Source organism: Klebsiella pneumoniae, assembly GCF_000742135.1.
In the GTDB taxonomy this organism is placed as follows: domain Bacteria; phylum Pseudomonadota; class Gammaproteobacteria; order Enterobacterales; family Enterobacteriaceae; genus Klebsiella; species Klebsiella pneumoniae.
In genome coordinates this window covers 3,271,001-3,282,857 of sequence record NZ_KN046818.1, presented here as the reverse complement: position 1 = coordinate 3,282,857, position 11,857 = coordinate 3,271,001, and the positions used below count along the sequence as shown (strand labels likewise).

Below are 11,857 nucleotides of genomic sequence, written 5' to 3'. Positions count from 1 at the left end.
TTTATAAGAGTTCAATTTATGAGCGAAAAACGCATTACGGAAGAGAACCGCTACGCCGGGCTGGCGTTAGCCGAGGAAGAGCTGGTGGCGCGGGTGGCGTGGTGCTACTACCACGACGGCCTGACGCAAAATGACATCGGCGAGCGTTTGGGGCTGCCGCGGCTGAAGATTTCCCGCCTGCTGGAGAAAGGCCGTCAGTCCGGGGTGATCCGCGTGCAGATCAACTCGCGCTATGAGGGCTGTCTGGCGCTGGAAAGTGAACTCCAGCAGCGCTTTGGCCTCAAGATTGCCCGCGTACTGCCGGCGCTCAACACCCCGCCGATGAATACCCGGCTGGGTATCGGCGCGGCGCAGTCGCTGATGGGCATTCTGCAGCCGGGACAGCTGCTGGCGGTCGGCTTCGGCGAAGCCACCATGAGCTGCCTGCAGCATCTCAGCGGCTTTATCGGCTCGCAGCAGGTGCGGCTGGTGACCCTCTCCGGCGGCGTCGGCCCGTATATGACCGGTATCGGCCAGCTGGATGCCGCCTGCAGCGTCAGCATTATCCCGGCGCCGCTGCGGGTTTCTTCGGCGGAGGTCGCCGAGATCCTGCGCCGTGAGTCGAGCGTGCGCGACGTGATCCTCGCGGCGACGGCGGCGGACGCGGCGGTGGTTGGCATCGGCGCCATCGATCAGCGGCGCGACGCCACCATTTTACGCTCCGGCTATATCAGCGAGGGCGAACAGCTGATGTACGCCCGCAAAGGCGCGGTCGGCGACATTTTAGGTTATTTCCTGCAGGCCGACGGCAGGCCGGTAGAAGGACTGGAGATCCATCGGGAACTGCTCGGCGTGACCCTTGATGAGCTAGCGCAGCTGCCGACCATCGTTGGCGTCGCCGGGGGAGAAGAAAAAGCGCAGGCGATTTATGCCGCTCTGATTGGCAAGCGCATTAATGGCCTGGTAACGGAAGAGACAACAGCACGCGCGGTGCTTACCCTGGCCTCCTGACGGCCTGGCGCCGCGCGACAACAGCGAGGCGCATGTCATGAGTTACCTGTTAGCGTTAGATGCCGGGACCGGCAGCATTCGGGCGGTTATTTTCGATCTTAATGGCCGCCAGCTGGCGGTAGGCCAGGCCGAATGGAAACACCTGAGCGTTGATAACGTCCCCGGCTCGATGGAGTTCGACCTTACCACCAACTGGCAGCTGGCCTGCCAGTGCATTCGCCAGGCGCTCGACGCCGCCCGGCTCTCTGCCGCCGATATTCAGTCCGTCGCCTGCTGTTCGATGCGCGAAGGCATCGTTCTCTATGACCGCAACGGCGAGGCCATCTGGGCCTGCGCCAACGTCGATGCCCGCGCCAGCCGCGAAGTGGCGGAGCTTAAGGAGATCCACGACTATCGCTTCGAATCCGAGGTATACGAGGTCTCGGGACAAACCCTGGCGCTCAGCGCCATGCCGCGCCTGCTGTGGCTGGCGCACCACCGCCCCGATATCTACCGCAAAGCGGCAACCATCACCATGATCAGCGACTGGCTGGCGGCGAAGCTTTCCGGCGAGCTGGCGGTCGACCCGTCAAACGCCGGCACCACCGGCATGCTCGATCTGTTCAGCCGCGACTGGCGTCCGGCGCTGCTGGATATGGCCGGGCTGCGCGCCGATATGCTGTCGCCGGTCAAAGAGACCGGTACCCTGCTGGGCGCCGTCACCGAAGCGGCGGCGCAGCAGAGCGGCCTGCGCGCCGGGACGCCGGTGGTGATGGGCGGCGGCGACGTCCAGCTCGGCTGCCTGGGCCTTGGGGTGGTGCGCGCCGGGCAAACCGCGGTACTCGGCGGCACTTTCTGGCAGCAGGTGGTCAACCTGCCGCAGGTGCGCACCGATCCGCAGATGAATATTCGTGTTAATCCTCATGTCATTCCCGGCATGGCGCAGGCGGAATCGATCAGCTTCTTTACCGGCCTGACCATGCGCTGGTTTCGCGACGCCTTCTGCGCTGAAGAAAAACTAATTGCCGAGCGGCTCGGCGTCGATGCCTATTCGCTGCTGGAGGAGATGGCCAGCCGCGTCCCCGCCGGTTCCCACGGCGTGATGCCTATTTTTTCCGACGCTATGCACTTTAAGCAGTGGTACCACGCCGCGCCGTCGTTTATTAACCTCTCCATCGATCCGGAGAAGTGCAATAAAGCGACCCTGTTCCGCGCGCTGGAAGAGAACGCGGCGATTGTCTCCGCCTGCAACCTCGCGCAGATCTCGCAGTTCTCCGGAGTGACATTCGACAGCCTGGTGTTTGCCGGCGGCGGCTCTAAAGGCGCGCTGTGGAGCCAGATCCTCAGCGACGTCACCGGCCTGCCGGTGCGGGTGCCGGTGGTCCGCGAAGCCACCGCGCTGGGCTGCGCCATCGCCGCCGGAACCGGCGCCGGGCTGTATGACGATATGGCCAGCACCGGAGAGCGGTTAGTGAGCTGGCACCGCGAGTTCACCCCAAATCCGCAGCATCGCGAGCTGTATCAGGAGATGATGAGCAAGTGGCAGACGGTGTACGCCGATCAGCTTGGCCTTGTCGATAGCGGACTGACAACGTCGATGTGGCAGGCGCCGGGCCTGGAGCGCCGCCAGCGCGTAGCGTCCTCCCCGTCACCCTAACCACCGGTACCGATCCGCCTTTCCCCCCTCTCCCTTTGGGAGAGGGCCGGGGTGTGGGGCAACGCTTCGCCGTTCTTTGAATCCCATCACAATCACCGCACTCCCCTTTTCCCTTTTTCTCCGCGACGGCTAAATTAGTAACTCATCCGACCACATAACAATAATTTTACATTGGAAGCCACTATGAGCCGCTATCCGTCGCTTTTCGCCCCGCTTAAGCTGGGCTTCACAACGCTCAAAAACCGCGTGTTGATGGGCTCAATGCACACCGGGCTGGAAGAGCTGCCGGACGGCGCGCAGCGGCTGGCGGCCTTTTACGCCGAGCGCGCCCGTCACGGCGTGGCGCTGATCGTCACCGGCGGCATCGCTCCGGCGCCCTCTGGCGTCACCATGGCCGGCGGCGCGGTACTCAACGATGCCAGCCATCTGGCGCACCATCGCCATATTACCGACGCGGTACATCAGGAAGGCGGCAAAATCGCTCTGCAGATCCTGCACACCGGCCGTTACAGCTACCAGCCCGCGCTGGTGGCCCCCTCGGCGCTACAGGCGCCGATCAACCGTTTTACCCCCCATGAACTGAGCCACGATGAGATCCTGACGCTGATCGATGATTTTGCCCACTGCGCCCAGCTGGCGCGCGAAGCGGGCTATGACGGCGTCGAGGTGATGGGCTCTGAGGGCTATCTGATTAACGAATTTCTCGCCGCGCGCACCAACCAGCGCGACGACCAATGGGGCGGCGATTATGCCAGGCGCATGCGTTTCGCCGTAGAGGTGGTTAAGGCGGTGCGCCAGCGCGCCGGCCACGATTTCATTATCATTTACCGTCTGTCGATGCTCGATCTGGTCAACGACGGCAGCACGCTGGCGGAAGTCACTGAACTGGCCAAAGCGATTGAAGCGGCGGGAGCGACCATCATCAACACCGGGATTGGCTGGCACGAAGCGCGCATTCCGACCATCGCCACGCCGGTACCGCGCGGAGCTTTCAGCTGGGTCACCCGCAAGCTGAAGGGCGCGGTGTCGATCCCGTTGATCACCACCAACCGCATTAACGATCCGCAGGTCGCGGAGGATATTCTCGCCCGCGGCGATGCCGATATGGTATCGATGGCCCGCCCGTTCCTTGCCGACGCCGAATTTATATCAAAAGCGCAGGACGATCGCGCCGATCAGATCAACACCTGCATCGGCTGCAATCAGGCGTGTCTCGATCGGATCTTCGTCGGCAAAGTCACCTCCTGTCTGGTCAACCCGCGCGCGTGTCATGAAACCCTGATGCCGGTCCTGCCGGCCAACGCGCCTAAACGGCTGGCGGTGGTCGGCGCCGGGCCTGCCGGTCTGGCCTTCGCCGTAAACGCTGCCGCCCGCGGTCATCACGTCACGTTGTTTGATGCGCTCCCGGAGATCGGCGGTCAGTTTAATATCGCCAAACAGATCCCCGGCAAAGAGGAGTTTCACGAGACGCTGCGTTACTACCGCACCATGCTCGATCTCCATGGTGTCGATCTACGCCTGAACACCCACGTCACGACAGACGATCTGCTGGCGTTCGATGAGACGATCCTCGCCACCGGTATCGCCCCGCGCCTGCCGGCGATCGACGGGATCGATCATCCAAAAGTGCTGAGCTACCTTGATGTCTTGCGCGATAAAGCGCCGGTTGGCGCGAAGGTGGCGATTATCGGCTGCGGCGGCATCGGCTTCGACACCGCGATGTTTTTAAGCCAGTCGGGCGTGGCCACCAGCCAGGATATCGGCGAGTTCTGCCGCGAATGGGGTATCGATACCAGCCTGCAAACGGCGGGAGGGCTGAGTGCTGAAGGCCCGCAACTGAGTAAAAGCCCGCGACAGATTGTGATGCTGCAGCGCAAAGCCAGCAAACCGGGCGAAGGGCTCGGCAAAACCACCGGCTGGATCCACCGCGCGACGCTGCTGGCGCGCGGGGTGAAAATGATCCCGGCGGTCAGCTATGAAAAGATCGATGATGAAGGGTTACATGTCACTATCGGCGGCGAGCGCCAACTGCTGGCGGTCGATCAGGTGGTGATCTGCGCCGGTCAGGAGCCGCGCCGCGAGCTGGCGGATCCGCTGCGCGCGGCGGGGAAAACGGTGCATCTCATCGGCGGTTGCGACGTGGCGGCGGAGCTGGATGCGCGTCGGGCGATTGCCCAGGGCACTAAACTGGCGCTGGCGATTTAGCCCTGTCCCGGGGGCGGCGCGATGCGCCTTCCCCGGGCTACCACGATAATCCCGCACGCTAGCCCGGCTAAGGCGACAGCCGCGAGCCGGGGGAAACCGCGACAAGAATCAGCGCTGCTTACGCACCTTGGTTGCTTTCAAAATGACAAACTTATTGTTCGTCGCAATCGTCGTGCAATTACCAAACGCGCGCTTCAGCTTACGGAAGTAATCGAGGTGGCGGTTGCCGACGACGTACAGCTCGCCGCCGTATTTCAGGCTGCGGCGGGCATCGTTAAACATCTGCCAGGCGATATGGTCGGTAATGGCGTGCTGCTGATGGAACGGCGGATTACACAGGATCGCCGTAAAGCGGTCGGGCTCAATGCCGGAGAGCGAGTTGTTGACCATGAATTCACAGCGTGCGATATCGTCCGGCAGATTGCGCTCGACGTTCAACCGGCTGGAAGCCACCGCCATGTGCGACTCATCGGTAAACATGACCCGCGCGTTCGGGTTCTGCGCCAGCGCCTGCAGGCCAATCACCCCATTGCCGCAGCCGAGATCGGCGATCTCGCCTTCTAGATCAGACGGTAAATGCTGCAGGAAGAAACGCGCGCCGATATCCAGCCCGCTGCGGGCAAAAACGTTGGCGTGGTTATGGATGGTCCACGGCGTGCCGTCCAGCTTCCAGCTGTAGGTTTGCGGCGCATCGGCAAGCTCAGGAGCGGTGAAAACGCAGTGGATCAGACGCGCTTTTTTCCACGCCAGCGAGGTGGTGGTGGTGCCGAGGATTTTTTCAAACAGCGCCAGCGTCGAGTTGTGCACATCACGGGCTTTCGCCGCGGCGATGATGCGGGTTTCCGGCGTAACTACTTCGCGCAGGGCGCGCAGCTGCTGTTCCAGCAGCGCCAGCTGTTTTGGCACCTTAATCAGCACCAGCGCCGGCGCGGCCGGTAGCGGGCTCAGGCTATCCTGAAAGCGCACGCTCTCTTCATCGATACCGTTCATCCGCAGGTTGTGGCGGGTCGCCAGCTCGGAAATAAAGGAGTCGTTGATGCTGACCGGGTTGCGCTCCGCCAGCGCGCAGGCGAGCGCGCCGAAGCCGTCGTTGAAGATGAGCGTCAGGCCGTCGACGTCATTCACCTGTTGCAGCAGATATTCATCCGCCGCTTCCCATGCCTGAAGCGCTTCTTCTTCAGCGTTAGGTGGGAACCGCTCTAATGTGAATAACTCACCGTTTAACTCTGCCTGGCTCATCGCCTCTCCGCCTCCGGAATAGTAAAACCCGCGAGTTTATACGCAAATCCTGTCCAGTTGAAGAGAGATCGCTGATCATCGCCGCTCAGCGTAGATCGCCCTCGTCATCGGCTCGCAGCAGCGTTATCGACGCGCGAGCGCCGGGCATCAGCTGCTGCAGATAACCTACCAGCCGCTCTCCCGCCTCATGCAGGGCCGACAACGGCATCGCCGGCAGGCTTTCGAGAATAAACCACATCGTCTGCGCGCCGCTGTCCAGCCGGGTGCGCACGCCCTGTCGCCAGTTCCAGCGTCGGCAGGTTACGCCTATATCATCCCGCCAGATGACTTCGCCCGGCTCCGGATATTCCACTACCGGCTCTGCCGATTTTAGCGTATCGAATGGCTCATCGCCGCGGGCAATGGCCAGCCGCGGTTCGCCACGGTAGGCGGCCAGATTTTCCCCACCGACCGGGACGGCATAGCGAATGCTGATCGCGTTGTAGATATCCACCACCGGATCGATGGCCGGCAGGCTCCCCTCTTTCAGCACCCGCTTGCGCAGCGCCTGCGCCGAACAGGGGGTACGTTTCGCCTTCGCGCCGAAGGCGCTGAACGCTTCATCCCATGCCGCCAGGTGCGCTTGCGCCCAGGGCACATCATCCTGCTGCACCGCCAGGCAGGCCTCGGCCAGCGCCTGCTCCGCGACGGCGGGATCGGCCACCGGCGCGCTCTCCACCACAATACTTAATGCCCGAAAGCCCGGCGCCAGGCGGCTGACCGCAGATTCGATTGACGGCGTTACGCTACGCATTCGATAATCCTGTAATGACCAATTTGTTTCATCATAGTGACCAATGAACGTAAAAGTCAATATAACGACCGATTCAGGATCTGATGTCGACCAGGTAAGTCGCGCCGTCGCCACGCGGCTGAAGGCCTACCGTAAAGCGAAAAAAATGTCGCTGGACGAGCTGTCGCGCCGGGCCAGCATCAGCAAAGGTATGCTGGTCGAGATGGAAAAAGAGGCCGCCAATCCCAGCATTGCGATCCTCTGCAAACTCGCCGCCGCGCTGGGCGTATCGGTAGCGGATATTGTCAATGTGGCAAGCGAACCCGCGTTGCATATTATTCCCGCCGAGCAGATCCCCACCCTCTGGCAAGGCCCGCTGGGGGGCAGCGCCAGGCTCCTCGCCGGCACCGCCGGGCCGAATATGATTGAGCTGTGGCGCTGGGAGATGCAGCCCGGCGAAGCCTTTACCTCGCCCGGCCACCCGGCAACAACCTTCGAGCTGCTGCACGTGGAAGCTGGCGCGCTGACGCTGACGCTTGGCGAGACCTGCCGCACGGTGGCGGCCGGGGAATCGGCGGTGGCCCGCACCGAAATAGAGCACGGTTACCGCAATGAGGGTACCGCGCCGCTGGTCTTTACCATGACCGTGGCTGAACTGCCCTCCTGACAGACATAATGATAAGACGATGACAAAACTCATTTATTTACAGGGCTATCCTGAATCGCTGCTGGCGCAGGTGACCACGTTAATCGAGCAAGGCCGCCTCGGCGAGGTGCTGCAAAAGCGCTATCCGCAAGGGCACGACGTTAACAGCGATAAAGCGCTGTATCAGTACACCCAGGACTTGAAAAACCGCTTTCTGCGCGGCGCGGCGCCGATCAACAAAGTGATGTATGACAGTAAGATCCACGTGCTGAACAATGCGCTCGGCCTGCATACCGCCATTTCCCGCGTGCAGGGCGGTAAGCTGAAAGCTAAAGCGGAAATTCGCGTGGCGACGGTATTTCGCGACGCGCCGGAAGCCTTTCTGCGGATGATCGTGGTTCATGAACTGGCGCATCTGAAAGAGAAGGATCACAACAAGGCTTTCTATCAGCTGTGCTGCCATATGGAGCCGCAGTACCACCAGCTGGAGTTCGACACCCGCCTGTGGCTGACGCACCTTTCGTTAAATCGTTCTGCGTAGTGACGCACTGGTTTTGTCATGACGGCATGATAGAGTGGCGGCAGGTTCCCTTTAACGGAGTTCGTCAACGTTTATGATACGTTTCGCAGTTGTTGGCACAAACTGGATCACCAAGCAGTTTGTCGATGCCGCCCATGAAACCGGCAAATATAAACTTACCGCCATCTACTCCCGCAGCCTCGAACAGGCGCAAGCCTTCGCCAAAGACTATCCGGTCGAGCATCTGTTTACCTCGCTCGATGAACTGGCACAGAGCCCTGACGTTGACGCGGTCTATATTGCCAGCCCGAACTCGCTGCACTTTCCGCAGACCCGGCTGTTCCTGAGCCATAAGAAGCACGTCATTTGCGAAAAGCCGCTGGCGTCGAACCTGCAGGAAGTCGAGGCGGCGATAGCGCTGGCGAAAGAAAATAACGTGGTGCTGTTTGAAGCCTTTAAAACCGCCAGTCTGCCTAACTTTCTCCTACTGAAAGAAACGCTCGCTAAAGTGGGCAAACTACGCAAAGCCTTTATCAACTACTGTCAGTACTCCTCGCGCTATCAGCGCTACCTTGACGGCGAAAACCCCAACACCTTTAACCCGGCGTTCTCTAACGGTTCGATTATGGATATCGGCTTCTATTGCCTGGCGTCCGCTGTGGCGCTGTGGGGCGAGCCACGGGCCGTTCTTGCCACCGCCAGCCTGCTGGACAGCGGCGTAGACGCCCAGGGCACCGTGGTGCTGAGCTATGGCGACTTCGACGTGACGCTGCATCACTCCAAAGTTAGCGATTCCGCGATCCCCAGTGAAATTCAGGGCGAAGATGGCGCGTTAGTGATCGAAAAAATCTCCGAATGTCAGAAGCTGGCGTTTGTGCCGCGCGGCGGTAAAGCCCAGGACCTGACGCAGCCCCAGCACATTAATACCATGCTGTATGAGGCGGAGACCTTTGCGCGGCTGGTGGAGACACAGGATGTGGATCATCCGGGCCTGGCGGTGAGCCGGATCACCGCCAAACTGTCCAGCGAAATTCGTCGCCAGACCGGGGTGATCTTCCCGGCCGATACGCAGCCGCTGGCGTAAAAGAGTGTAAAGGCCCGACCGGCCGCCATTGACGAAAACCGCCCTGTGACATATTTTGTTACGTGCAAAGGGGAGTAACTTCCTTGCCGGTTGATCGTCATTACGATGCGTGCAATACCGCATCCGGTCGCCGGGCAATAACCAAAGCCCATCGCGATGTACTTTGGTTGTTGTAAGTGAGACCTTGCCGGAAGGCGAGGTCTATGCATAAAAGCGCAGCGGCTGCCGTCTTCCGACGTCAGCCGTTTTGTTTTTATGTAAGGAATATCAAATGAATACTGTCGGCACGCCGTTGCTATGGGGTGGATTCGCTGTCGTTGTCGCGATCATGTTGGCAATCGACCTGCTGCTTCAGGGACGACGCGGTTCGCATAGCATGACCATGAAGCAGGCCGCTGGCTGGTCAATCCTCTGGGTCACGCTTTCTCTGCTGTTCAACGCCGCCTTCTGGTGGTATCTGGTGCAAACCCAGGGCCGGGCCGTCGCCGATCCGCAGGCCTTAGCCTTCCTCACCGGTTATCTGATTGAAAAAGCGCTGGCGGTCGATAACGTCTTCGTCTGGTTGATGCTGTTCAGCTATTTCGCCGTACCGCCTGCTCTGCAGCGCCGGGTGTTGGTGTATGGCGTACTGGGCGCGATCGTTCTGCGTACCATTATGATCTTCGCCGGCAGCTGGCTGATTTCGCAGTTCGACTGGCTGCTGTACGTCTTTGGCGCCTTCCTGCTGTTTACCGGCGTGAAGATGGCGCTGGCGAAGGAGGACGACTCCGGCATCGGCGATAAGCCGCTGGTGCGCTGGATCCGCAGCCATCTGCGGATGACCGATAAAATCGAGAGCGAGCGCTTCTTCACCCGTAAAAACGGGGTGCTGTTCGCCACCCCGCTGCTGCTGGTGCTGATTCTGGTGGAACTGAGCGACGTGATTTTCGCCGTCGACAGTATCCCGGCAATCTTCGCGGTCACCACCGATCCGTTTATCGTGCTGACCTCGAACCTGTTCGCCATCCTCGGCCTGCGCGCCATGTACTTCCTGCTGGCGGGGGTCGCTGAGCGCTTCTCGATGCTCAAATACGGTCTGTCGGTGATCCTGGTGTTTATTGGCGTGAAGATGCTGATCGTCGACTTCTACCATATCCCGGTTGCCATCTCGCTGGGCGTGGTGGGCGGCATCCTGGCCGTCACGCTGCTGATTAACGCCTGGGTCAACAGGCAGCACGACAAGCAGCGCAAACTGCCAGAGTAATCTGCTACCGCGCCGTCGGCCCTCGCTGGCGGCGCGGTAATCAGCTATAGCAGACGTTCTCGTAACGAGAATACCTGCTCATGTCACAATTATGTTACTACGCAGTTAAAAAATAAGATCCATATTAAAATCACAGCATTTTACGCTTCCCGCCAGTCTTTCTTTCCGTATACTCGACTATGCAAACATCTACTTACATCCTGACATAAACGTAAAAAATAATACGTGGCTGGGATGGCTTGCTACATCACTGGAAGGAATGAATTATGACAACACGCACTCCCTCATCAGGGTGGCTCTCCCGCCTGGCGCAAGGCAGCCTGGTGAAACAAATTTTAATCGGCCTGGTGCTTGGCGTACTGTTGGCGCTGGTCTCTAAGCCTGCGGCTATCGCCGTCGGTCTGCTGGGGACCCTGTTCGTCGGCGCGTTAAAAGCGGTAGCGCCGGTGCTGGTATTGATGCTTGTCATGGCCTCGATCGCCAACCATCAGCACGGACAAAAAACCAGTATACGCCCCATTCTGTTTCTCTATCTGCTGGGCACCTTTAGCGCGGCGCTGACCGCGGTGTTGTTCAGTTTTCTCTTTCCCTCGACCCTGCACTTAACCACCGCCGCCGACAGCATCACGCCGCCGTCGGGGATTGTTGAGGTGCTGCGCGGCCTGCTGATGAGCATGGTGTCCAACCCGATCGACGCTCTGCTGAACGCCAACTATATCGGCATTCTGGTGTGGGCGGTGGGGCTTGGCTTCGCCCTGCGTCATGGTAACGACACCACCAAAAACCTGATCAACGACGTCTCCCACGCGGTGACCTTTATCGTTAAAGTGGTGATCCGCTTTGCGCCGCTGGGGATCTTCGGCCTGGTATCTTCCACCCTGGCGACCACCGGTTTCGAGACCCTGTGGGGCTATGCCCAGCTGCTGCTGGTGCTGGTGGGCTGTATGCTGCTGGTAGCGCTGGTGATTAACCCGCTGCTGGTGTTCTGGAAGATCCGCCGCAACCCCTATCCGCTGGTGCTCACCTGCCTGCGCGAAAGCGGCGTTTACGCGTTCTTCACCCGCAGTTCCGCCGCCAACATTCCAGTGAATATGGCGCTGTGCGAGAAGCTGAATCTGGATCGCGATACCTATTCGGTCTCTATTCCACTGGGGGCGACCATCAATATGGCAGGCGCGGCAATCACCATCACCGTGCTGACGCTGGCGGCGGTGCATACGCTGAATATTCCGGTGGATCTGCCGACGGCGCTGCTGCTGAGCGTGGTCGCTTCGCTGTGCGCCTGCGGCGCCTCCGGCGTGGCGGGCGGCTCGCTGCTGCTGATCCCGCTGGCCTGTAATATGTTTGGGATCCCGAACGATGTGGCGATGCAAGTGGTTGCCGTTGGCTTTATTATCGGCGTGCTGCAGGACTCCTGCGAAACCGCGCTGAACTCCTCCACCGACGCCCTGTTTACCGCCGCGGCCTGCATGGCGGAAGACGACCAGCTGGCGAAAAACGCCCTGCGCGGATAACGCCTTTC

The 11,857-nt window shown here is 60.4% G+C and carries 10 protein-coding genes; 8 read left to right on the top strand and 2 right to left on the bottom strand.

The features are described from left to right. Window positions 1-18: 18 nt before the first annotated feature. The 3 genes from lsrR (at window position 19) to DR88_RS10100 (ending at window position 4,831) form a co-directional block, all read left to right on the top strand. On the top strand, window positions 19-990 hold the full coding sequence (gene lsrR / locus DR88_RS10090) for a transcriptional regulator LsrR (RefSeq protein WP_004144837.1): 972 nt from the start codon (window positions 19-21) through the stop codon (window positions 988-990). Window positions 991-1,027: 37 nt separating this feature from the next. Beyond that, window positions 1,028-2,626, top strand: coding sequence for an autoinducer-2 kinase (gene lsrK / locus DR88_RS10095; RefSeq protein ID WP_004149900.1), 1,599 nt, complete (start codon window positions 1,028-1,030; stop codon window positions 2,624-2,626). A 183-nt stretch (window positions 2,627-2,809) separates the two neighbouring features. Further along, the gene (locus DR88_RS10100; RefSeq protein ID WP_004149901.1) at window positions 2,810-4,831 is read left to right on the top strand and encodes an NADPH-dependent 2,4-dienoyl-CoA reductase; all 2,022 of its coding nucleotides are present in this window, start codon (window positions 2,810-2,812) and stop codon (window positions 4,829-4,831) included. Window positions 4,832-4,939: 108 nt separating this feature from the next. Here the strand turns inward: DR88_RS10100 and rlmG are convergent, their stop codons facing one another. Both rlmG and DR88_RS10110 read right to left on the bottom strand, forming a co-directional pair. Next, the gene (gene rlmG / locus DR88_RS10105; protein WP_002917887.1) at window positions 4,940-6,070 is read right to left on the bottom strand and encodes a 23S rRNA (guanine(1835)-N(2))-methyltransferase RlmG; all 1,131 of its coding nucleotides are present in this window, start codon (window positions 6,068-6,070) and stop codon (window positions 4,940-4,942) included. Window positions 6,071-6,155: 85 nt separating this feature from the next. Next, complete coding sequence (locus DR88_RS10110) at window positions 6,156-6,863, bottom strand: B3/B4 domain-containing protein (RefSeq protein WP_002917889.1); 708 nt, start codon at window positions 6,861-6,863, stop codon at window positions 6,156-6,158. 43 nt (window positions 6,864-6,906) lie between these two features. On the opposite strand from DR88_RS10110, the gene DR88_RS10115 reads away from it, so the two are divergent. From DR88_RS10115 to sstT, 5 genes are all read left to right on the top strand, one after another. Beyond that, on the top strand, window positions 6,907-7,509 hold the full coding sequence (locus DR88_RS10115; protein WP_004210533.1) for a helix-turn-helix domain-containing protein: 603 nt from the start codon (window positions 6,907-6,909) through the stop codon (window positions 7,507-7,509). A gap of 19 nt (window positions 7,510-7,528) precedes the next feature. Continuing rightward, complete coding sequence (locus DR88_RS10120; protein ID WP_004144843.1) at window positions 7,529-8,029, top strand: M48 metallopeptidase family protein; 501 nt, start codon at window positions 7,529-7,531, stop codon at window positions 8,027-8,029. 73 nt (window positions 8,030-8,102) lie between these two features. Continuing rightward, window positions 8,103-9,092, top strand: a complete 990-nt coding sequence (locus DR88_RS10125) for a Gfo/Idh/MocA family protein (protein WP_004149902.1) — start codon at window positions 8,103-8,105, stop codon at window positions 9,090-9,092. Between the two features lie 271 nt (window positions 9,093-9,363). Beyond that, window positions 9,364-10,335, top strand: a complete 972-nt coding sequence (locus DR88_RS10130; RefSeq protein WP_004144845.1) for a TerC family protein — start codon at window positions 9,364-9,366, stop codon at window positions 10,333-10,335. A 266-nt stretch (window positions 10,336-10,601) separates the two neighbouring features. Beyond that, window positions 10,602-11,849, top strand: coding sequence for a serine/threonine transporter SstT (gene sstT / locus DR88_RS10135; protein ID WP_002917895.1), 1,248 nt, complete (start codon window positions 10,602-10,604; stop codon window positions 11,847-11,849). Window positions 11,850-11,857: the final 8 nt, after the last annotated feature.